Source organism: Mesorhizobium sp. LNHC221B00 (genome assembly GCF_000502935.1).
Lineage (GTDB): Bacteria > Pseudomonadota > Alphaproteobacteria > Rhizobiales > Rhizobiaceae > Mesorhizobium > Mesorhizobium opportunistum.
This window is the reverse complement of record NZ_AYWR01000004.1, coordinates 51,132-72,767: the sequence shown is the minus strand read 5'-3', so window position 1 is coordinate 72,767 and position 21,636 is coordinate 51,132. Positions and strand designations below refer to the sequence as shown.

21 protein-coding genes and 1 pseudogene are annotated in these 21,636 nt (G+C 63.0%); 12 read left to right on the top strand and 10 right to left on the bottom strand.

Annotated elements, in window-relative coordinates; genetic code table 11:
* Window positions 1-8 precede the first annotated feature (8 nt).
* Window positions 9-161 (bottom strand): hypothetical protein, encoded by a 153-nt coding sequence (locus X741_RS159540; protein ID WP_013892767.1) that lies wholly within the window; start codon window positions 159-161, stop codon window positions 9-11.
* A 217-nt stretch (window positions 162-378) separates the two neighbouring features.
* Here X741_RS159540 and X741_RS159545 point away from each other — a divergent pair, with 217 nt between their 5' ends.
* Genes X741_RS159545 through X741_RS159555 form a run of 3 tightly spaced genes read left to right on the top strand, consistent with a single transcriptional unit; the run spans window position 379 to window position 3,021 of the window.
* Window positions 379-990 (top strand): shikimate kinase, encoded by a 612-nt coding sequence (locus tag X741_RS159545; protein WP_023763838.1) that lies wholly within the window; start codon window positions 379-381, stop codon window positions 988-990.
* Window positions 987-2,123: a 3-dehydroquinate synthase gene (gene aroB, locus X741_RS159550; RefSeq protein WP_023776803.1), complete on the top strand. Its 1,137-nt coding sequence runs from the start codon at window positions 987-989 to the stop codon at window positions 2,121-2,123. Before X741_RS159545 ends, aroB begins: the two co-directional genes overlap by 4 nt.
* A 1-nt stretch (window position 2,124) precedes the next feature.
* On the top strand, window positions 2,125-3,021 hold the full coding sequence (locus tag X741_RS159555) for an HlyC/CorC family transporter (RefSeq protein ID WP_023776802.1): 897 nt from the start codon (window positions 2,125-2,127) through the stop codon (window positions 3,019-3,021).
* A gap of 33 nt (window positions 3,022-3,054) precedes the next feature.
* On the opposite strand, the gene X741_RS159560 is transcribed toward X741_RS159555, so the two are convergent.
* The 3 genes from X741_RS159560 to X741_RS159570 are packed head-to-tail and all read right to left on the bottom strand — an operon-like array spanning window position 3,055 to window position 7,889.
* Window positions 3,055-4,599 carry a SpoVR family protein gene (locus tag X741_RS159560; RefSeq protein ID WP_023763841.1) on the bottom strand — a complete coding sequence of 515 codons (1,545 nt, stop codon included), beginning with the start codon at window positions 4,597-4,599 and terminating at the stop codon, window positions 3,055-3,057.
* 10 nt (window positions 4,600-4,609) lie between these two features.
* Entirely contained in the window at window positions 4,610-5,920 is a 1,311-nt protein-coding gene (locus tag X741_RS159565) for a YeaH/YhbH family protein (RefSeq protein ID WP_023776801.1), read from the bottom strand.
* Window positions 5,921-5,939: 19 nt separating this feature from the next.
* Window positions 5,940-7,889 carry a PrkA family serine protein kinase gene (locus X741_RS159570; RefSeq protein ID WP_023763843.1) on the bottom strand — a complete coding sequence of 650 codons (1,950 nt, stop codon included), beginning with the start codon at window positions 7,887-7,889 and terminating at the stop codon, window positions 5,940-5,942.
* Window positions 7,890-8,068: 179 nt separating this feature from the next.
* On the opposite strand from X741_RS159570, the pseudogene X741_RS01000000166350 reads away from it, so the two are divergent.
* Window positions 8,069-8,874: pseudogene (locus X741_RS01000000166350) on the top strand (alpha/beta hydrolase).
* 120 nt (window positions 8,875-8,994) lie between these two features.
* Complete coding sequence (locus tag X741_RS159575) at window positions 8,995-10,548, top strand: acetolactate synthase large subunit (protein WP_023776800.1); 1,554 nt, start codon at window positions 8,995-8,997, stop codon at window positions 10,546-10,548.
* A gap of 24 nt (window positions 10,549-10,572) precedes the next feature.
* Here the strand turns inward: X741_RS159575 and X741_RS159580 are convergent, their stop codons facing one another.
* The gene (locus X741_RS159580) at window positions 10,573-10,875 is read right to left on the bottom strand and encodes a BolA family protein (RefSeq protein ID WP_023763846.1); all 303 of its coding nucleotides are present in this window, start codon (window positions 10,873-10,875) and stop codon (window positions 10,573-10,575) included.
* A 181-nt stretch (window positions 10,876-11,056) separates the two neighbouring features.
* Between X741_RS159580 and X741_RS159585 the strand changes: the two genes are divergently transcribed.
* The 4 genes from X741_RS159585 (at window position 11,057) to X741_RS159600 (ending at window position 15,731) form a co-directional block, all read left to right on the top strand.
* Window positions 11,057-11,686 (top strand): J domain-containing protein, encoded by a 630-nt coding sequence (locus X741_RS159585; protein WP_032927598.1) that lies wholly within the window; start codon window positions 11,057-11,059, stop codon window positions 11,684-11,686.
* Window positions 11,687-11,809: 123 nt separating this feature from the next.
* Window positions 11,810-12,796 (top strand): cobaltochelatase subunit CobS, encoded by a 987-nt coding sequence (gene cobS / locus X741_RS159590; protein ID WP_023776798.1) that lies wholly within the window; start codon window positions 11,810-11,812, stop codon window positions 12,794-12,796.
* 11 nt (window positions 12,797-12,807) lie between these two features.
* Entirely contained in the window at window positions 12,808-14,706 is a 1,899-nt protein-coding gene (gene cobT / locus X741_RS159595; RefSeq protein WP_023776797.1) for a cobaltochelatase subunit CobT, read from the top strand.
* A complete protein-coding gene (locus X741_RS159600; RefSeq protein ID WP_023776796.1) occupies window positions 14,703-15,731 on the top strand; it encodes an esterase-like activity of phytase family protein in 1,029 nt (342 codons plus the stop codon). Before cobT ends, X741_RS159600 begins: the two co-directional genes overlap by 4 nt.
* Before the next feature lie 109 nt (window positions 15,732-15,840).
* On the opposite strand, the gene X741_RS159605 is transcribed toward X741_RS159600, so the two are convergent.
* From X741_RS159605 to rpmB, 3 genes are all read right to left on the bottom strand, one after another.
* Window positions 15,841-16,518: a spermidine synthase gene (locus X741_RS159605; RefSeq protein WP_023776795.1), complete on the bottom strand. Its 678-nt coding sequence runs from the start codon at window positions 16,516-16,518 to the stop codon at window positions 15,841-15,843.
* Between the two features lie 59 nt (window positions 16,519-16,577).
* Window positions 16,578-17,258 carry a queuosine precursor transporter gene (locus X741_RS159610; RefSeq protein WP_023776794.1) on the bottom strand — a complete coding sequence of 227 codons (681 nt, stop codon included), beginning with the start codon at window positions 17,256-17,258 and terminating at the stop codon, window positions 16,578-16,580.
* A 190-nt stretch (window positions 17,259-17,448) separates the two neighbouring features.
* On the bottom strand, window positions 17,449-17,745 hold the full coding sequence (gene rpmB, locus X741_RS159615) for a 50S ribosomal protein L28 (protein ID WP_010911765.1): 297 nt from the start codon (window positions 17,743-17,745) through the stop codon (window positions 17,449-17,451).
* A 259-nt stretch (window positions 17,746-18,004) separates the two neighbouring features.
* Here rpmB and X741_RS159620 point away from each other — a divergent pair, with 259 nt between their 5' ends.
* Genes X741_RS159620 through X741_RS159630 form a run of 3 tightly spaced genes read left to right on the top strand, consistent with a single transcriptional unit; the run spans window position 18,005 to window position 20,427 of the window.
* Window positions 18,005-18,793 carry a DUF3108 domain-containing protein gene (locus X741_RS159620; protein WP_023776793.1) on the top strand — a complete coding sequence of 263 codons (789 nt, stop codon included), beginning with the start codon at window positions 18,005-18,007 and terminating at the stop codon, window positions 18,791-18,793.
* A 48-nt stretch (window positions 18,794-18,841) separates the two neighbouring features.
* On the top strand, window positions 18,842-19,756 hold the full coding sequence (locus X741_RS159625) for an EamA family transporter (protein WP_023776792.1): 915 nt from the start codon (window positions 18,842-18,844) through the stop codon (window positions 19,754-19,756).
* Window positions 19,753-20,427: a lysoplasmalogenase gene (locus X741_RS159630; protein WP_023776791.1), complete on the top strand. Its 675-nt coding sequence runs from the start codon at window positions 19,753-19,755 to the stop codon at window positions 20,425-20,427. Before X741_RS159625 ends, X741_RS159630 begins: the two co-directional genes overlap by 4 nt.
* Here the strand turns inward: X741_RS159630 and X741_RS159635 are convergent.
* Window positions 20,402-20,842: a cupin domain-containing protein gene (locus tag X741_RS159635; protein WP_023776790.1), complete on the bottom strand. Its 441-nt coding sequence runs from the start codon at window positions 20,840-20,842 to the stop codon at window positions 20,402-20,404. The two genes, X741_RS159630 and X741_RS159635, sit on opposite strands and share 26 nt — an antisense overlap.
* Window positions 20,843-20,855: 13 nt before the next feature.
* The gene (gene gloB / locus X741_RS159640) at window positions 20,856-21,623 is read right to left on the bottom strand and encodes a hydroxyacylglutathione hydrolase (protein ID WP_023776789.1); all 768 of its coding nucleotides are present in this window, start codon (window positions 21,621-21,623) and stop codon (window positions 20,856-20,858) included.
* Window positions 21,624-21,636: the final 13 nt, after the last annotated feature.

The following is a 21,636-nucleotide window of genomic DNA, read 5'->3' as shown; positions in this document are numbered from 1 at the left end:
CTTGGGACTCAGTTCTTCTTGGGATTCAGCTTTTCCAACGGGATGCGCACGCTCATCTCCGCTTTTTTCGGCTCGACGAACATCACCAGCGCGAACATCGTACCATAGGCAATGCCGGCCAGAATCGCGAGGGTCACGACAAAGCGAAACAGTGTCGGCATCAATTTTCGCCCGTCTTCTCGTTCTGCGTTTCCAAACCCTGTGCCCTTATGGGACGCCAATCCGGCCAATTCAAGGACGAAGCGGAGGCTTGTTAGCAACTTCTGACGCAGGCATTCCTCGGCCGATATAGGCTTGCCTTTACTCGGCATGCTTGACGCAAACGGGCTTTTCATGTCGATACGCCGGCAAAGAGGGTCCCGGAACCGTCATGGTGTCATGAACGCGCTACACGCAAATCCGCCAGGCGAGACCAGCGCCGCGCTGCTTGGCCGGCTGGGCAGCCGGTCCATTGTCTTTGTCGGGCTGATGGGCGCAGGCAAGACGGCGATCGGCCGCAAGGTGGCGACGATGCTTTCGCTGCCCTTCATCGACAGCGACCAGGAGATCGAAAGCGTCTCGCGCATGACCGTGCCGGAGCTGTTCGAGCGCTATGGCGAGACCGAGTTCAGGGCGCTGGAACAGCGTGTCATCCTGCGCGTGCTGGAAAATGGCCCCCAGGTGCTCTCCACGGGCGGCGGCGCCTTCATGAACGCACAGACGCGCGAGGCCGTCGCCACGCATGGCGTGTCGGTGTGGCTGAAGGCCGAGCTCGACCTCTTGATGGAACGCGTCTCCAAGAAGCAGAACCGGCCGCTGTTGAAGAGCGCCGATCCCCGTGCCGTGCTGGAGCGGCTGATGGGCGAGCGCTATCCAGTCTACGCAACCGCTGATGTCACCGTGCCGACCCGCGACGACCGCAAGGAAATCATCGCCGCCGAGGTGCTGGAGGCGCTCTGCCGGCATTTCGGCATCGAGGAAAATGCCGCGACAGGCGAGGTCGAATCGTGAGCGTGGATCAGCCTGTCACCGTCGAAGTCGGGCTTGGCGACCGGGCCTACGACATACTCATCGGCTCAGGGTTGCTGTCTCGCGCGGGTGAGGAGATCTCGCGCCGGCTGCCGGGCATGGGCGCGGCCGTCATCACCGACGCCAATGTCGCGGCGGTGCATCTCGAGGCGCTGAAGGCCGGGCTCGAAAAGGGCGGCATCCGGCCCGCCGTCATCACGCTGCCGCCCGGTGAGAAGACCAAGAGCTTCGCCCATCTCGAAGAGGTGGTCGACGGCGTGTTGGCCGCCAGGCTGGAGCGTGGCGACATCGTCATCGCCCTTGGCGGCGGCGTCATCGGCGACCTCGCCGGTTTTGCCGCCGGCATCGTGCGGCGCGGCATGAATTTCGTGCAGATCCCGACCTCGCTGCTGGCCCAGGTCGATTCCTCCGTCGGCGGCAAGACCGGCATCAACAGTCCACGCGGCAAGAACCTCGTCGGCGTTTTCCATCAGCCGAAGCTGGTGCTGGCCGACACTGAAGTGCTCGACACGCTGCCGATCCGCGAATTCCGCGCCGGCTATGCCGAGCTCGCCAAATACGGGCTGATCGACCGGCCCCAATTCTTCGCCTGGCTGGAAGAAAACTGGGGGCAGGTGTTCGCCGGCGGGCCGGAGAGGGCGCAGGCGATTGCCGAGGCCTGCCGCGCCAAGGCCGACGTCGTCGCCCGCGACGAGTTCGAGACCGGCGACCGGGCGCTGCTCAATCTCGGCCATACGTTCGGCCACGCGCTGGAAGCCGCGACGCGGTATGACGGCGCCCGCCTCGTCCATGGCGAGGGGGTCGCCATCGGCATGGCACTGGCGCATCGGTTCTCCTCGCGCCTCAATCTGGCCAGCCCCGACGACGCGGCCCGCGTCGAGACGCATCTGCGCGCCGTCGGGCTGCCGTGGCGCATGGCCGATATTCCCGGCGATCTGCCCGACGCCGAGGCACTGCTGGCCTTCATCACCCAGGACAAGAAGGTGTCGCGCGGCGCGCTGACCTTCATCCTGACGCGCGGTGTCGGCCAAGCCTTCATCGCCAAGGACGTGCCGGCCTCGGAAGTGCTGTCGTTCCTCCGGGAGAACCACCCGGCCAACGGGAAAGCCGGCTGAGATGAGCAACCAGACGGGCTGGGTCGTCGTCGCCGTCCTTGCAATCCTCGTCCTGCTGATCGTTGCCCTGCGCACGCGCCTGCTTGCCATGTTCGGCTACGAGCTGTCGCGCATTGAGCCGCAGCGCTCGAGCCAGGACGAGTTGCGCGGTGCGGTCGACGATTTCCGCCGCGACGGCCAGGTGGTGCGCGAGGATCGTGATCGCATTGGCGGTCTGTTCGATCTCGAGGAGCTCGAAGTCTCCGATGTCATGGTGCACCGCACCAACATGCGCTCGGTCAATGCCGACAATGCGCCGGAAGCGGTGGTGCGCGAGATCCTGCAGAGCCCGCACACGCGCATGCCGTTGTGGAAGGGCTCGCTCGACAACATTGTCGGCGTGCTGCACGCCAAGGACCTGCTGCGCGCGTTGAACGAAGTCGGCAATGACTTTTCCAAGATCGACGTGATGAAGATCGCCTCGAAACCCTGGTTCGTGCCGGACACCACGACCTTGCAGGAACAGCTCAACGCCTTCCTGCGCCGCAAGGCGCATTTTGCCGTCGTCGTCGACGAATATGGCGAGGTCGAAGGGCTGGTGACGCTGGAGGATATCATCGAGGAGATCGTCGGCGAGATCGCCGACGAGCATGATGTCGACATCCATGGCGTCAAACAGGAGGCCGACGGTTCCGTCGTCGTCGAGGGCACGGTGCCGATCCGCGACCTGAACCGGGCGCTCGACTGGAACCTGCCCGACGAGGAGGCGACCACCATTGCCGGCCTCGTCATTCACGAGACGCAGTCGATCCCCGAGGAAAAACAGGCCTTCACCTTCCACGGCAAGCGCTTCACCGTGATGAAACGCGACAAGAACCGGATTGCCCGGTTGAGGATCAGGCCTGCCGCCGACACTTAAGCGCGTCGCGCTGAAACGGAGCCCGTCCGGCGCTCAGCAGTCCTTGGTCCAGCGTTCGCTGAGCGTTGCGTCTGTTTCCGCATCGACCGACGCCAGGCTGACCTCATAGCCCCAAAGGCTTCGGATGTGGCGAAGTGTTGCGTCGCGGCTCTCATTGTCGAGCAGGACGCCGTCCTTCACCTTGTGCTGCAGTCGCAAATGCCGGTCGCCGAGCAAGTCCACGTCCACGATCTGGATGTCGGGCCGGTTTGCGCCCCAATCATAGTTTTGGGCCAGCGCGGCTCGTATCTTGTTGTAGCCCCGCTCGTCGTGGATCGATGCGACTTCGTAGTGCGGTCGGTCGGATCCGTCGGCCAGCACGAAGAGCCGCCATTTCCGGATCAGGGTCGGACTGAGATATTGGCGAATGAAGGATTCGTCACGGTGATTGGCCCAGGCGTCGAGCAAGGTTTCGAGCCAGTCGCCGCGGCCGGCAATGTCGGGGAACCAGTCGCGGTCTTCCGCCGTCGGCTCGGTCGAGATGCGCTGGATGTCCTGCATCATGTCAAGGCCGAGGGCATAGGGGTTGATGCCGGAAAACCGCGGATCGTCGAAGGACGGCTGGAAGATCACGTTCGAGTGATTGCGCAGGATTTCGAGCATGGTGCCTTCATTGATCCGGCCACGATCGAACAACATGTTCATCAAGGTATAGTGGACGAAAGTGGCGCAACCCTCATTCATGACCTGGGTTTGCCGCTGCGGGTAGAAATACTGTGCGATGACCCGGACGATGCGGAGGATCTCGCGTTGCCAAGGTTCCAGGACGAGGCTGTTCTTTTCCAGGAAATAGAGCAGGTTCTCCTGGGGCAGGCTCAGCGATTTTTTCCGTTCGGCCAAGACTTCTTCCCCGGCTTCGGCGTTGTCGGCGCCCTGCACCGGAGGCAGCGTCCGCCAAAGATCATTGTAGGAGCGCTCCTCGTATTCGAGACGTTCGCGTAGGCCTTCGCGTTGCTGCTCCGACGAGAGTTTCGGCGGCCGGTGGTATCGGAACACGCCTTGCTCCATCAGCGCGTGAGCCGAATCGAGAACCGCTTCCACGGCGGCGAGGCCGTAACGCTCCTCGCACCGGGCAATGTAGCCTTTCGCGAAATCCAGATAGCTCAGGATTCCGCCTGCGTCGGTCCACTGGCGGAAAAGGTGATTGTTCTTGAAGAAATGGTTGTGTCCGAGTGCCGCATGGGCCGTCACCAAGGCTTGCAGGGCCATGGTGTTTTCTTCCATCAGGTAGACGATGCAGGGATCGGAATTGATGACCAGCTCATAAGCCAGACCGCGTCCGCCTTTGCGGTAGAGAAGCTCGTTGTAGAGGAAATGCTTACCGAACGACCAATGCCGGTACATCAGCGGCATGCCAACCGAGGAGTAGGCGTCGAGCATCTGCTGCGAGGAAATGACCTCCATCTGCACCGGGTAAGTGTCGAGGTGAAGCTGATCAATCGCGATTGCCTCGATCTCGTCATAGGCTCGCGACAGTGTCTTGAAGTCCCAGTCGGACCCTGAGAAAAGCAACCTGGATTTGCCGGCTTGGCTTGCCATCCGACAGACCTCACGCGCTCGCATGCATCGCCGGCTGCCTGGCGAAGAGCTGGCGAAAGACGGGGTAGATATCCGCTGGGGATGCGATGCGCCGCATCTGGAAATTCGGCCATCTCTGATCGATGGCGCTATAGGCACGCCAGAGCGACGTGCCATTTTCGGTCGACCCAAAAATATGGCTTTCGCGCTCGTCGATGATCTCCACATAGGCGAAATACTGGCACAACCGCATCAGCTTGCCGCCGAGCAGCTCGATGCAGCGTTCGGAATCGGTGGCGAAATTGTCGCCGTCGGAGGCCTGGGCGGCATAGATGTTCCATTCCGTCGGGGGATAGCGCTGTTCGATGATGCGGTGCATTTCCTCGAGCGCCGTGGAAACGACCGTGCCGCCGCTCTGGGTATGGTAGAAGAACGTCTGCTCGTCGACCTCCTGGGCCTCGTGGGTGTGACGAATGAAAACGATGTCCGTCCGCTCGTAACGCCGCGTCAGGAACAGGTGGAGCAGCACGAAGAAGCGTTTGGCCAGATCCTTTTCGCGCTCCCCCATCGATCCCGACACATCCATCAGGCAAAACATGACGGCGCTGGCATTGGGCTGCGGCTGGGGGTCGAAGCGGTTGAAGCGGATGTCGACCGGGTCGACATAGGAAATTCGCCGGCGACGACGCTCCATCAAATCGAGTTCTTCGCGCAGGGCAGCGATGCGTTCGCGCCCCGCCGCGTTCGGGGGTTGCGCTTCGAGCAGTGCAAGCTGGCGGGCGATCTCATCCAATTGCGCCTGTTTGGGACGCCGGAGCGCAATGCGGCGACCATGGCTGTTGCGCATCGTGCGGCCGACATTGATGTTGGTCGGCGAGCCGCTGGCGCTGAAGCCCGCCCGCTTCGGCTTGAACGTCAATATCTGCTTGAGATTGAGCTTGACCAGATCTGGCAGTTCAAGATCCTCGAAGAAAAGATCGAGAACCTCCTCGCGTGACAACATGAAACGAAAATCGTCTTCGGATTCGCTGTTTCCCGGAGACGAAGAGCCCACGCCTCCCAGGCCTGGCTTTGGGATCAGATCTCCGGAAATGTAAGTTCTGTTGCCAGGCAAGATGTGCTGGCGCCGGCCGCTGTCCCTGGCGTCGGTGAAGACCGGCTCGCTGGTGCCTTTGCGAGGCATGGGCACGGCATGCTCCCGGTCAACCTCGGCGATGCGGCCGGCGCGGACCTGGTCGCGGATATTTCGCTTGAGTTCCTCCCGCGCGCGCTTCAGAAACCGCTGGCGGTTGCCCAGGCTTTTGTCCTTCGGATTCAGGCGTCTGTCGATAAAGATCGGCATGGAAGCATCCGGGCCTGCCTCAACCCGCCTTGTTCACACGCATGTACCAGTCGACAAGCCGGCGCACCTGCCGCTCGGTGTAACCACGTTGCACCATGCGCTGCACGAATTCATTGTGGCGTTTTTCCGTGACGCTGTCCTGTTTGGAGCCGAAACTGATCACCGGCAGGAGGTCTTCAACCTGTCCGAACATCCGCTTCTCGATCACTTCACGCAGCTTTTCATAGCTGGTCCATGACGGATTGCGGCCATGGTTGCGCGCCCGGGCGCGCAATGTGAATTTGACCACTTCGTTGCGAAAATCCTTGGGATTGGCGATGCCGGCCGGCTTTTCGACCTGCGACAGTTCCTTGTCCAGGATCTCGCGGTCGAGGATCTGGCCGGTATCGGGGTCCTTGTAGTCCTGATCCTCGATCCAGGCATCGGCATAGGCGATGTAGCGGTCGAAAAGGTTCTGGCCGTATTCGCTGTACGACTCCAGATAGGCCTTCTGGATTTCGTGGCCGATGAACTCGGCATAGCGGGTCGCGAGTTCCGACTTGATGAATTCGAGATAGGCGGCTTCCGTTTCCTTCGGGAACTGCTCGCGCTTGATCGCCTCTTCCAGGATGTACATCAGATGCACGGGGTCCGCCGCGACCTCGTTGGTGTCGTAGTTGAACGTCTGGGACAGTATTTTGAAGGCGAAGCGCGTGCTTACGCCGGTCATGCCCTCGTCGACGCCGGCTGCGTCGCGATACTCCTGAACGGACTTGGCCCTGGGATCGACCTCCTTGAGGTTTTCACCGTCATAGGCGCGCATCTTGGTATAGAGCGGCGAATTGTCGTGCTCGGCAAGGCGAGTCGAGACGGTGAACCGGCTGAGAATGTCCAGCACTTCAGGTGCGCAGGGGCTGCCGGCCAGTTCGCTCTCGCGCAGCAATTTCTCGTAAATATGCCTCTCTTCGGTGATCCGCAGGCAATATGGCACCTTGACCACGAGGATGCGGTCCAGAAAGGCCTCGTTGTTTTTGTTGTTCTTGAACTGCTGCCACTCCGATTCGTTGGAATGGGCAATGATGATGCCTTGATAAGGGAAGGCGCCGAAATTCTCGGTGCCATTGTAGCTGCCTTCCTGGGTCGCCGTGAGCAGCGGGTGCAGGACCTTGATGGGCGCCTTGAACATCTCGACGAATTCGAGCAGGCCTTGCGTGGTCCGGTTCAGGCCGCCGCTGTAGGAATAGGCGTCCGGATCGGACTGGCTGAAATTTTCCAATTGCCTGATGTCGACCTTGCCGACCAAGGCCGAGACGTCCTGGTTGTTCTCGTCGCCGGGCTCTGTCTTGGCGATGGCGATCTGGCGCAGCCGCGACGGCATCAGCTTGACGACACTGAACTTGGAAATATCGCCGGACAGCTCATCGAGCCGCTTGGCCGCCCAGGGCGAGATAAGTCCGTTGAGACGGCGCCGGGCTATCCCGTATTTGTCTTCCAGCAGGTCGCCCATGCGGTCGGGATTGAAAAGGCCGAGCGGCGATTCGAAAATCGGACTGATCTGGCTGCCGACCTTCAGCGTGTAGATCGGCCGTTCCTCCATCAGTTTCTTCAGCCGTTCGGCAAGAGAGGATTTGCCGCCGCCGACGGGGCCGAGAAGATAGAGGATCTGCTTGCGCTCCTCCAATCCCTGGGAGGCATAGCGGAAATATCCGGCGATGCGCTCGATCGTATCCTCCATCCCGTAGAACTCGGAGAAGGATGGATAGACCTTGACGGTGCGGTTCGAAAAAATGCGGCCGAGCCGTTCATCCTTGCTGGTGTCGACCAGGTTCGGCTCGCCGATTGCCTCGACCATCCGCTCGGGGGCGGAGGCATACATCGACTTGTCTTCGCGGCAGGCCAGGAGATATTGCTGGAGGCTGATCTCTTCCTGAGCCGCATTGGCATAAATCTCCGAAAACAGATCGAAGATGTCGGACTGATTCTCGCGCATGATGGTTGCCCTCAGAGCCGTTTTGGCTGCCGGACGGCTCGTCACCTATTCAACTGCCGGGACGCATTGTTGTTCCCTTCACATCAAGGCGAGTATGCGTATTTGGCCATGAAACCGGGATGCCGCCCCGCGCGTTTGGACGTTTGCTGAGGATTATGGTTGATGGTGGTGGGAGCACGATGATCGATCGACGAAGCTTTGTTCTGGCTTCGATGGCGGCGCTGCTGCCACTGCGTGTGTCGGCGGGTTTGTGCGAGCCCCAACTCGTGCCAACGACCTTCGATTACGGCCCGGCCAAGCTCGACATCTACGCGCCGGATGGCGCGAAAAACCTGCCGGTGGTGTTTTTCGTCCATGGCGGGGCCTGGCAGTTCGGCAAACGCAGCCAGGTGGGTGCAAAGGCGGCTTTCCTGCTCGCCAATGGGTTCTGTTTCGTTTCCATCGATTATCGGATGCTGCCGCAGGCGGATGTCTCCACCCAGGCCAGCGATGTCGAAAAGGCCTATGCCTATGTCAGGGCCAACATTGCCGGGCATGGCGGCGATCCCAAGCACATCGTCGGCATGGGGCATTCGGCCGGCTGCCATCTGATTGCGCTGACGGGAATGCGCGGCGGGCTGCCAGGCGTCGCCGGGCTGCTTCTCGACGATACCAGGGCCTATGATCTCGCCAGGCTTGAGAAAAATGGCGGCATGGTGCGGGCCTATGCCCGGGTGTTTTCCGATCCATCGCAATGGGCGGCACTGTCGCCGGCCAACTATGTCGAGGGCCGCAACCATCCGCCGACCTTCATCGCCTATTCTCGTGCCCAAGGTCGCGGCGAGGAGTCGAAAGCCTTTGCCGAGCGCTTGCGCGCCACCGGTACCAAGGTCACGCTGTTCGACGGCAGCGCCTATACGCATCGTCGATCAATCGCGATTTCGGCGAGGACGGCGACGCGCTGACTGTCGCCGCGCTGGCATTCCTGAAGTCGACGGTCGGCTGATCTCACCTTAACGAAGGGCAGGCGTCAGCTGCACTGGATCAGACCAAAAGCGACGGCGGGATATTGCCGTGCGGCCATCGGCGAGTGCTATTTGTGTTCGTGAATGGGGAGAAAAATTGCATGAATGGCGCCGATGTCCTGTGCGATGTGCTTTTGGCCAATGACGTGACGGTCTGTTTCGCCAATCCCGGCACATCCGAAATGCATTTCGTCGCCGCGCTTGACCGCAAACCGCGGATGCGTTGCGTGCTCGGCCTGTTCGAAGGCGTGGTGACCGGTGCCGCCGACGGCTATGCGCGCATGACCGACCGTCCTGCCGCGACTTTGCTGCACACTGGGCCCGGTCTGGCCAACGGGCTGGCCAACATGCACAATGCCCGGCGTGCGCTGAACCCGATGATCAACATCGTCGGCGACCATGCGTCCTACCATTTGCCGCTTGATGCGCCGCTGACCAGCGACATCGAGGGCCTCGCGGCACCGATGTCCAATTGGGTCCGCCGCATCTCGGGACCAGCCGATGTACAACCCGCCACGGAGGCGGCGTTCCGCGCTTCGCTCACGCCGCCCGGCGTCACCACGCTGATCCTGCCGGCCGATGCCGCTTGGGGTGGTGCCAACCCGGCCGCGCCAGGCAAAGTCGTTCTCTCGCCACCACCACCCGTCGACAAGGACGCCGTGCGCGCGGTGGCGGCAGCGGTCCGGGCCAAACCGGGCCGCGTCGGCATGATCGTTCGTGGCCGCGCGGCGCGCGCCGATGCGCTCGACATCGCTGGCCAGATTTCCACCGCTGGCGGTGTCCGGCTGCTGAGCGACGTCCTGATCGCGCGGCTGCAGCGCGGACGCGGGCGCGTGGCGCCGACCCGCATCCCCTATCCTGTCGATGCGGCGACGGCGCTGCTCAAGGACATCGACGTCCTGGTGCTGGTCGGCGGCAAGGAGCCGGTCGCCTTCTTCGCCTATCCGGGAAAACCCGGACGGCTGGTCCGCGAAGACTGTCAGGTGCTGACGCTTGCAGCCCATGGCCAGGATCTGCACGCGGCGCTGGAGGCGCTTCGCGATGAACTCGGCATCAAGCCATCGCAGCAGACGATATCGGCGACGGCTTTCCCGGACGAAGCAACGCCGAACGGCGGACTGACGGACGATGCCATCGCGCTGTCAGTGGCGCGCAAGCTGCCCGACAATGCGATCGTCTGCGATGAAGCGGTCACCTCGGCGCGGCGTTTCTTCGCGCTGTCGGCCTTTGCCGCACCGCACGACTACATGATGGGCACAGGCGGGGCGATCGGCGGCGGCATTCCGATGGCGACCGGGGCGGCGATCGCCTGTCCCGACCGCAAGGTGATCAATCTGGAGGCCGATGGCAGCGGCATGTACACGGTGCAAGGGCTGTGGACGCAGGCCCGGGAAAATCTCGATGTGGTGACGATCGTCTTTTCCAACCGCACCTACGCCATCCTGCATGGCGAGATGAAGAACGTCGGCGTCGGGGCGATCGGCGAGAACGCCAGGCGCATGCTCGACCTCGACCATCCGTCGCTGGACTGGGTGTCGCTCGCCAAAGGCATGGGCGTGGAGGCGGCTCGCGCCGACACTTGCGAACGGTTCGACGCGCTGCTGGATGGCGCCTTGTCGCGACGCGGGCCGTTCCTCATCGAGGCGGTGCTCTGAGCGCCTGTCGCAGGGCCGGCTGACTTACCAGCGCGTCTTTTCGCCGGGAGCCGCCGGTTCGATCGCCAGCGCGTGCACGCCGGCCTTCAACTCGTCGGCGAGCAGTTCGTTGACGGCGCGGTGGCGGTCGATGCGGTTCATGCCGGCAAAGGCGGACGAGACGACACGGACGCGAAAATGCGTTTCGCCGGTGCCATCATAGGTGCCGTGATGGTCGGAGCCGTCATGATGGTGGCCGGCATGGAGATGGCTTTCGTTGATGATCACCAGCCGCTCCGGCGAAAATGCCTTGTTGAGCTTGTCTTCCATGGTCGCCTGTATGGACATAGTCGTCTCCGTTCACCACATATGGCCGGCACGCCAGCGTGAAAACCGCAAACCGGTTCATACGGGGGTCGCTACCGCGCAACAAAATCCGCCATTCGCCTGCTTTATGCCGCGATTCAGCGGTTAGGGCGATGATCGCGAAAATGTCAATTCTTGTTTCGCATCTGCGAACGCCCCATAAATGGGTAAGATGAAGCCGTATCCCAAATATTTCGAGAAGATTCGCGTCCGCCCTGACAAGGACGCGGAGCTGAAGTCGCATTCGCCGATTTGCCAGTGGGACGGCTGCAAGGAGGCGGGGACCCATCGCGCGCCGGTCGGGCGGATGAAGGAGGGCGAGTATTTCCGCTTCTGCTTCGACCATGTGCGCGAGTACAACAAGGGCTTCAACTACTTCTCCGGCGTGCCGGACACCGAGGTCGCACGCTTCCAGAAGGAAGCGATGACCGGCCACCGGCCGACCTGGAAGATGGGCGTCAACGGCGCCTCGACACGTTCGTCGCCCGATATGGCGCAGATGCGCTCCGGCCGCGCCGGCTACTACAACCGCATGCGCGACCCGTTCGATCTGTTCAAGGGGCCGAAGGATCCGCGTGAGGCGCGCGAGCGCAAGGCCAAGCCGCTTGAGGCCAAGGCGCTGGAAACGCTTGGCCTTGATACAAAGGCGACTGGCAAGGATATCAAGGCGCGCTATAAGGAACTGGTGAAGCGCCACCATCCGGATGCGAATGGTGGCGACAGAGGTTCGGAAGACCGGTTCCGCGATGTGCTGCAGGCCTATCGCGTGCTCAAGCAGGCGGGCCTGTGCTGAGCGACCCAATGGTTTGTGTCGTTTTCCAACTTTCATAAGGGTGGAAAAGGCTTTAAGACCGCCCCCGAACAAAATCGATTGCCGGCGAAACGGGACGTTTCGCCCGTGGAGACGTTGAGAGATATGAACAAGGTCGATCGCGACATCGCCAACCTGCCCGACACGACGGTCTCGGTGAAGGACAAATTCGGCTTCGACTCCAAGATGGTGGTGCCGGCCTATTCGGTAACCAGCGAACATGTGCCGGATGTCGATCCGGACTATCTGTTCGACAAGGCGACCACCTTGGCGATCCTTGCCGGCTTCGCCTACAACCGCCGCGTCATGGTCTCGGGCTATCACGGCACCGGCAAGTCGACCCATATCGAACAGGTCGCCGCCCGGCTCAACTGGCCCTGCGTGCGCGTCAACCTCGACAGCCATGTCAGCCGCATCGATCTCGTCGGCAAGGACGCCATCGTCGTCAAGGACGGGTTGCAGATCACCGAATTCCGCGACGGCATCCTGCCATGGGCCTATCAGCACAATGTCGCGCTGTGCTTCGACGAATATGACGCCGGCCGTCCGGACGTGATGTTCGTCATCCAGCGCGTCCTGGAATCGTCGGGCCGCCTGACGCTGCTCGACCAGAGCCGGGTCATCCGTCCGCATCCGGCGTTCCGGCTGTTCTCGACCGCCAACACGGTGGGTCTCGGCGACACCACCGGCCTCTATCACGGCACGCAGCAGATCAACCAGGCGCAGATGGACCGCTGGTCGATCGTCACCACGCTGAACTATCTGCCGCATGACAATGAAGTGAACATCGTACTGGCCAAGGCCAAGCACTATCGCGACGGCAAAGGCAAGGACATCGTCAACAAGATGGTGCGCGTCGCCGACATGACGCGCTCAGCCTTCATCAACGGCGATCTGTCGACGGTGATGAGCCCGCGTACCGTCATCACCTGGGCCGAGAATGCCGAGATCTTCGGCAATATAGGCATGGCGTTCCGGCTGACCTTCCTCAACAAGTGCGACGAACTGGAACGCTCGGTGGTGGCCGAGTTCTACCAGCGTGCCTTCGGCGAGGATCTGCCGGAGAGCGCGGCCAACGTGGTGCTGGGCTAAGCAGAGTCTCGATGGCGGGTCCGGGCGACAACACGCGCAACAAGTCGAAGACGGGGTCTGAAGCCGATACCTTCAAGCGCGCCGTCACCGTCTGCATGCGCGCCATTGCCGGCGACAAGGAAATGGAAGTCGGCTTCGCCAAGGATAGGCCGGCGCTCGCCGGCAGCCGCGCGCGCTTGCCCGAACTGCCGAAGAAGGCATCGAAGACCGACATTGCGATCACCCGCGGCCTCGGCGATTCCATGGCGCTGAAGCGCGCCTGCCACGATCAGCGCATCCACACCAAGCTGGCGCCGGAAGGCAAGGCGGCCCGCGCCATCTATGACGCGGTCGAGCAGGCCCGTGTCGAGGCGATCGGCAGCCGCGCCATGCAAGGCGTCGCCGACAATATCGGCTCGATGCTGGAGGACAAATACGCCAAGGCCAACCTCATCGACGTCAAGGACAAGGCCGACGCGCCGATCGAGGAAGCGCTGGCGCTGATGGTGCGCGAGAAGCTGACCGGCCGGTCGATCCCGAAGAGCGGCGAGCGGCTGGTCGAGCTCTGGCGCCCCTGGGTCGAGGAAAAGGCCAAGGCCGATCTCGAAGGCCTGTCGGCCAAGCTCGACGACCAGCAGGCCTTCGCCCGCGTCGTGCGCGAGATGCTCGCCTCCATGGAAATGGCCGAGGAACTCGGCGACGACCAGGAGACGGAAGACTCCGAGGACAATGACGACAACCAGCCGCAAGGCGAGGAGCAGAGCGAGGAGGGCGGCGAAGAGGATTCCGGCTCCGAGCAGTCGCAGTCCGAGGATGCCGAGGCTTCGGCCGACGATGAGCAGTCGTCGGAGACGGAAGCGTCCGACGCCACCGCCGACGATCTCTCCGACGACGACGATGCCGATGCCGAGACGCCCGGCGAGGCGCGCCGCAACGACAATCCCTTCACCAACCTGCCGAAGGAAATCGACTACAAGGTCTTTACCACCGCTTTCGACGAGACGGTCGGCGCCGAGGAGCTTTGCGAAGAGGAAGAGCTCGACCGGCTGCGCGCCTTCCTCGACAAGCAGCTTGCCAATCTGTCCGGCGTCGTCGGGCGGCTCGCCAACCGGCTGCAACGCCGCCTGATGGCGCAGCAGAACCGGTCCTGGGATTTCGACCTGGAAGAGGGCTACCTCGACCCGGCGCGGCTGGTGCGTGTCGTCATCGACCCGATGCAGCCGTTGTCCTTCAAGCAGGAGCGCGACACCAAATTCCGCGACACGGTGGTGACGCTGGTGCTCGACAATTCGGGCTCGATGCGCGGCCGGCCGATCACGGTCGCCGCCACCTGCGCCGACATCCTGGCGCGGACGCTGGAACGCTGCGGCGTCTCGGTCGAGATCCTCGGCTTCACCACGCGTGCGTGGAAGGGCGGGCAGGCGCGCGAGAAGTGGCTGAAGGACGGCAAGCCGCCGAACCCCGGCCGCCTCAACGATTTGCGCCACATCATCTACAAATCCGCCGACCATCCGTGGCGGCGGGCACGGCGCAATCTCGGCCTGATGATGCGCGAGGGCCTGCTCAAGGAAAACATCGACGGCGAGGCGCTGCTGTGGGCGCACAACCGCCTGATCGCCCGGCCGGAGCAGCGCAAGATCCTGATGATGATCTCGGACGGCGCGCCGGTCGACGATTCGACGCTGTCGGTCAATCCGGGCAACTATCTGGAACGCCATCTGCGCGCCGTCATCGAACTGATCGAGACGCGCTCGCCGGTCGAACTCTTGGCCATCGGCATCGGCCATGACGTCACGCGCTACTATCGTCGCGCCGTCACCATCGTCGATGCCGAGGAGCTGGCCGGCGCCATGACCGAGCAATTGGCCTCGCTGTTTGCCGAGGAAAGCGCGCGCGACACGCGGCGTGGCGGCATGCGGCGCGCCGGATGATCCTTTCGCGGGGCGGTTTTCGACGGACGTTTTTCGCTGCCATCGCCCTGTTCGCCGGCATCGCTTCGGCGCCGGCCGGTCCGGTCCGCTCCAGCTCTGTCGAGCCGGTCGAGATCTCGGCCCGCCCGATCACCCGGTTTCATATCGGTCGCGCCGACAAGCAGTTCGGCCCGCTCGAATTTGTCGGCGGCCTGGAGATGACCTCGCCGACGCGCGATTTCGGTGCGTTGTCGGCCTTCCGCTTCGTGAAGGCGGGCGGCGATTTCATCGGGGTGGCCGACACCGGCTTCTGGTTCTTCGGCACGGTGGTTCGCGACGCCGACAAGCGGCCGTCCGGCATCCAGAATTTCCGCATCCAGCAGATGGTCGATGAAAACGGCCAGCTGATCGACGAGAAATGGATGGTCGACGCCGAAGGGCTCGACGTCAAGGACGGCATCGCCACTGTCGGCTTCGAACGCAACCATCGCGTCGCCCAGTTCAAGATCGACCCGAGTGACATGAAGGCGCCGTTCAAGCAGCTGGATTTCCTCATTCCAGCCTGGGAGTTGCGCCAGAATCGCGGTTTCGAGACCGTCACCCATGCCAATGCCAATAGCCAGCATGAGGGCGGGCTGGTGGTGGTGTCGGAAAAGAGCCTCGACAAATCAGGCAACATCTATGCCGCCATCATCGAAGGGCCGCACAAGGGCGTGTTCACCGTCAAGCGCAACGGTGATTTCGACATCACCGACGGTGCGTTCCTGCCGGATGGCGACCTGCTGCTCCTGGAGCGCAGCTTCTCGATGGCAGGCGGCCTCAAGATGCGGCTGCGGCGTATCTATGGCGAGAGTGTCGAGAAGGGCGCGGTCGCCGACGGGCCGGTGCTGCTGGAAGCCGACATGGGCTACCAGATCGACAATATGGAAGGGCTCGACGTCTGGACCCGCGACGACGGCGCGCTGATGGTGTCGCTGGTCTCCGACGACAACCACTCGATCCTGCAGCGCAACCTCTATCTGGAATTTATTCTCCACCAGGACTGACGTTGAGGGTCTTCAACAGCGGGTTCGATCTTCGGTGGAATTCGATTTTGGTCGGGCGCCTTCCCCCACTCCGGCTCGGCGAAGCCGAGACGGAGTGGGGGTCGACTGCTCATCGCGAGCCGTTGGTAGCGATCCAGATGACGTGACGCGCGCCGCGCTTGCCGTTGGCGCGCGTGGCGACCTCTTCGACGACGAAGCCAGCCTGCTTCAGCCGCCGCGTGAAGCCGCTGTCCGGGCCTTGCGACCACACCGCCAGCACGCCGCCAGGCTTCAGCGCCGTGCGTGCGGCCTTGAGGCCTGTCAGGCTGTAGAGCGCATCGTTGCCCTTGTGGACGATGCCTTCGGGGCCATTGTCGACATCGAGCAGGATGGCGTCCCAGCGGGAGGGCTCGGACCGTATCAGATCTCCGACATCGGTCTCCCGGACCTCGACCCGGGGATCGTCGAGACAGCCGCCAAACACTTCCGCCATCGGGCCACGTGCCCAGGCGACCACCGCCGGCACCAGTTCCGCGACGACGATACCGGCGTCACTGCCCAATTCGGCGAGAGCGGCGCGCAGGGTAAAACCCATGCCAAGTCCGCCAATGAGGACCCTCGGTTGGCGATGGCGGGCAATCTTCTGGCAGGAAAGCCTGGCCAGCGCTTCCTCGGAGCCGCTGAGGCGGCTGTTCATCAGCTCGTTGGTGCCGAGCATGATCGAGAATTCGGAACCGCGCCGCTTGAGGCGAAGCTCCTGCGCGCCATCCCCGGTCTTTGCCGAATCGAGCTGGACCCAGGGGATCATGGGCTTTGTCTGACCACGATCTTTTCGGAAAACCGGAGGCCACTTTTCGGGATCATGGTTTAAGCCGCGACCGCCGGCTGGCTCCAGCGGGCAGCGAGCAGCCGGTAGGGGATGAGTGCGACAACGGCGATGATCAGCTTCACCGAGAGGTCGCCCAGCGCCCAGGAAACCCAGCGCATCGCGTCGACATGGAAAACACCCATCAGCGGCGCCGTTTCGAGCGCAAAACCGTCATTGGGGCCGGCGAAGGCGAAAGCGGCTGAGAATGCGACGGTGAAGAAGACCATCGTGTCGAACACGGAGCCGACCAGCGTGCCGACGATCGGCGCCCGCCACCAGCTCTGCCGACGCAAACGGTTGAACACGGTGACGTCGAGCAATTGCGCGGAGAGGAATGCCGCCCCGGAAGCCGCCGCGATGCGCACCAGCCGGTCGGCGGCGGTCTCGAATTCGATCAGGCCATGACGGAACAGGAAGGGCGGAACGAGGATCGAGCAGACCACCGCTGTCATGAAGCCGACAAAGACGATCCGACGCGCCACGGCGGGGCCATAGCGGCGGTTGGCGAGGTCGGTGACCAGGAAGGAGAAGGGGTAGGTGAAAGCGCCCCAGGTCAAAAGGTCGGCCAGCGACAGGCTGCCGATCTGGCCCTGCATCGGGAACTGCACGAGAATGTTCGATGCCACGACGACAAGCGCCATGGCGGCCACGAAGGGCAAATACCGCGAAAATGAAGTCATTTTTTTATCCTGGGTAATGGAACCAGCGGAGCATTATGCTCGCTCGTATTCGAGCATCGGATTGTCAAACCTTGCGGCTTCTATCCGATGCCCCAGAGGCCAACAAGGGGTTGGCCAGAGACCAACAAGATGTTGACCGGAGACCAACAAGAGGTTGGTCAGGGCGGTTGTCCCCCGCCTTTAAACGATGTCAGGCAGCGACCTGCTCGGCCAGCTTCTTGGCGATCTGCTTCTTCAGCAGACGCGCACGCTGCGACAGTTCCTTGACGTCGGCCTTGGCGAGGAAAGCATCGAGACCACCGCGATGTTCGACCGAACGCAGCGCGTTGGCCGAGATGCGCAGGCGCACGTTCTGGTTCAGCGCTTCCGAGATCAGCGTCACATTGACGAGGTTCGGCAGGAAGCGACGCTTGGTCTTGTTGTTGGCGTGGCTCACATTGTTGCCGGTCTGGACTGCCTTGGCAGTGAGTTCGCAGGTGCGGGACATGGTTCTAACCTTCAGTTCTCTCGGGACCTGCCAAACCTTTGTGCCCACGCCGGGTGGCGCGCGGTTCTGGTCAGGCGGCCTTATGGAAAAAGTTGGCGTTCCATAGTTGCATTTCACCGGGGCGTCAAGCTCCGGCTTCCCCACGGAAGCGCCCGGCATTTCATATTAAGGCCGGAATTCACCCTATAAGCGGTCTCATAGGGACATGCCAGACCGGAGTTGCCCGCCTCCGGCCGAAAATCAAGGATCCGATCCCGCCATGCCTCGTTCGTCTCGTGCATTTGTTGCCGTGCTTGCCATCGCCTTGCCCTCCACCGCATCGGCGGCCTCGCCGCAGTCCTTCAAGGGCGAGTACACCGTGTCGTTCCTTGGTCTCTCGATCGCGAGATCGACCTTCGCGAGCCACTACGAGAATGGCGCCTACGCGATCGAAGGCAGCGTTTCGGCCGCTGGCCTGGCCAAACTGTTCGACGATACGCGCGGCACGATCTCGTCCAAGGGCACGATTTCAGGCCAGAAGATGGTGCCGCAGGCGTTCCGCGCCGACTATACCTCGGGCAAGAAGGCGTCGGCGATCGACATCCGCTTCGCCAATGGCACGGTGACCTCGACGCAGGTCGTCCCGGCGCCGGGCAAGCGCGACCCCAAGGCCTGGGTGCCGATCGGCGCCGGCGACCTGGCGTCGGTGCTCGATCCGATGGCGGCGACCGTCATCCATGCCGACAGCCTCGACCAGGTCTGCGGCCGCAAGGTCAAGTTCTATGATGGCGAGATGCGCGCCGACTTGACGCTGACCTACGATTCGAAAGGGACGATATCGGTGCCGGGCTACAAGGGCGACACCGTCACTTGCCGGATGGGCTTCGAGCCGGTGGCCGGCTATCGCAAGGGCCGCAAGGCACTCAATTATCTCAAGAACAAAAGCCGCATGATGGTGACGTTTGCGCCGCTCGGCCAAACCGGGGTATATGCGCCGATCCATGCCACGGTCGGCACGCAGATCGGCACCTTGACCATCAGCGCCGGACGTTTCGAAGCAGTGCAATAGACCAGGCCCGCCACTGGCGACAGAATGAGGCGCGCCACTGGAGACGGAATGGGGCGCGCAACACTGATCGGCTTTTCGGCGGTCGCCATGTGGGCGCTTTTGGCGTTGCTCACGGACGCGTCCGGAAAGGTGCCGCCGTTCCTGTTGTCGGCGATCACCTTCTCGATCGGCACCGGGGTTGGGCTTGTCGCGCGCCTTTTCATGCCGGCCTCGGATAAAAGCCAGAAAATACCACCACAGGTCTGGCTGATCGGCATTGCCGGCCTGTTCGGCTACCATTTCTTCTACTTCACCGCACTGCGCAACGCGCCTGCCGTCGAGGCGAGCCTGATCGCCTATCTCTGGCCACTGCTGATCGTGCTCGGTTCGGCGCTGATGCCGGGCGAAAAACTGGCGTGGAACCATGTCGTCGGCGCGCTGCTTGGCCTTGCGGGCACGGTGCTGATCGTCACCAAGGGCGGTGGCTTGGCCTTCGACGCACGCTTTGCCTTTGGTTACGCCATGGCCGCCGTCTGCGCCGTATTATGGTCGTCCTATTCGCTTTTGTCGCGGCGTTTTCCGTCGGTGCCGACCTCGATCGTCACCTGGTTCTGCGCGGCTACGGCGTTGCTGTCGCTTGCCTGCCATCTCCTGTTGGAACAAACGGTGCTGCCTAACGGTGCCGGCCAGTGGCTGGCGGTGCTCGGGCTTGGCCTGATGCCGGTGGGCGCCGCCTTCTACGCCTGGGACATTGGCGTCAAGCGCGGCAACATCCAGGTGCTGGGCGCCGCGAGCTATGCGGCGCCGCTGCTGTCGACGCTGGTGCTGATCGCGGCCGGGGTCGCCGAACCGTCGCTGCGCATCCTGGCCGCTTGCGTGCTCATCACCGGCGGCGCTGCCTTGGCGGCAAAATCGCTGTTCCAGCGCAAGCCGGCAGCGGCCCAAAGCGAGGCCGGGGCATCCGAAACCGGAGCCCGGGCATGACGATGCCGTTTGCCGGCGGCATCGACGCCAATGCCAATGCGACGCTGATCTTCTCACTGGTGGCCGCGATCATCTACGCCTTCACGCTCGGCATGCCGCCGTCGCTCGCCCGTTCGGCGGCAAAGACGCTCGCCGTGGCGATGCTCGCCGTGCTTTCGGCGCTGCAAGGCGGCCCGCTGCTGCTGGTGGCTGCCCTTGCGCTCAGCGCGGTCGGCGACGCCTTCCTGTCGCGCGACGGCGAGAAGGCGTTTCTGGGCGGGCTGGCGAGCTTTCTCATCGCCCACATCGTCTATGTCGCGCTGTTCCTGCGCAGTGGCGGCGGATTGGGTGTTCTCGGCGCCGAATCCTGGCGCGGCGCGATCGCGCTGGCGATGGCGGTATTCGTGATCGTCATGCTGGCGGCGTTATGGCGCCGGGTCGGCCCAGGCCTGCGCATTCCGATCGCTATCTATGTCGTGGCGATCCTGGCGATGGGCATGTCGGCGCTGACGACGAGCAGCAGCTGGGTGATCGGCGGCGCCGTGCTGTTCATGGCGTCGGATGCTCTGCTCGCCACGGAAAAGTTCCTGGTCGCCGCGATCTCGCCGCATCGCGCCTGGATGCGCTTGGCCGTCTGGGTGCTGTACTATGCCGCCCAGCTCGCGATCACGTTGGGCTTCCTGCTGGGGTAGGCTGCCAGCCCGGCGCGGCCAGTTCGAAGGCGTCGAAATCAAAGCCCGGTGCCACGGTACAGCCGACCAGCGTCCATTCGCCCAGGCTGCGTGCCGATTGCCAGCAGCCCGCCGGCACGACGATCTGCGGCCGTTCGCCCGCCGTGAGTTCGATGCCGAGCACCTGCTCGATAACGGCACTGCCTTCTTCCCACATCGACAATGCCAGCGGTGCGCCGGCATGGAAATGCCAGACCTCGGCGGCGTCCTTGACCCGGTGCCATGCCGAGACCTGGTGCTGTTCCAGCAGGAAATAGATGGCGGTCGAATGGCCGCGCGCACCGCCGGCGGCGTCGCGAAAGGTCTCGGCGTACCAGCCGCCTTCCGGATGCGGTTTCAGGCCGAGCGTTGCGATGATTTCCGCGGAGCTGGTCATGCTGACGCGGCGCTCAGAAGTTGTCCTTGCGCTTGCGGATCTCGGCGAACACCTCGGCATCGCCGGCCTTTTCCATGCCGAGATGCTTGCGGATTGCCGGATCGTGCCAGCGCAGGAAGGGATTGGTCGACAGTTCCTCGCCGATCGTCGTCGGCAGCGTCGGCTTGTTGTCGGCCCGCAGCGCCTCGATCCTGGCGGCGCGCTCCTTCAACGCCGAGTTGGTCGGGTCGACGGTCAGCGCGAAACGGGCGTTGGCGAGGGTGTATTCGTGGCCGCAGTAGATGACCGTGGCAGCCGGAAGTGCCGCAAGCTTCTTCAGCGATTCATACATCACCGGCGGCTTGCACTCGAACAGCCGCCCGCAGCCGAGCGCGAACAGCGTGTCGGCGGTGAACGCCACCTTCGATGCCGGCAGGTGATAGGAGACATGGCCGGCGGTGTGGCCGGGGGTTGCGATCACCTCGATGCGCTCCTCGCCGAGATGCAGAACAGAGCCTTCTTCGACGGTCTCGTCGATGCCGGGGATCTTGGCCTTTTCCGCTTCCGGGCCGATGATGCGCAGCTTGAAGCGTTCCTTCAACGCCAGATTGGCCTCGACGTGATCCGTGTGGTGATGCGTGGTCAGGATCATCGTCGGCGTCCAGCCGGTGCGCTTGATCGCCGCCAGGATAGGCGCCTCCTCGGGCGCGTCGATGATCGCGGTCCGGCCGCTTTTGCGGTCATGCACCAGCACGCCGAAATTGTCGCTGCGGCACATGAACTGTTCGATTTCGACCGGCATTGCATCTCTCCAT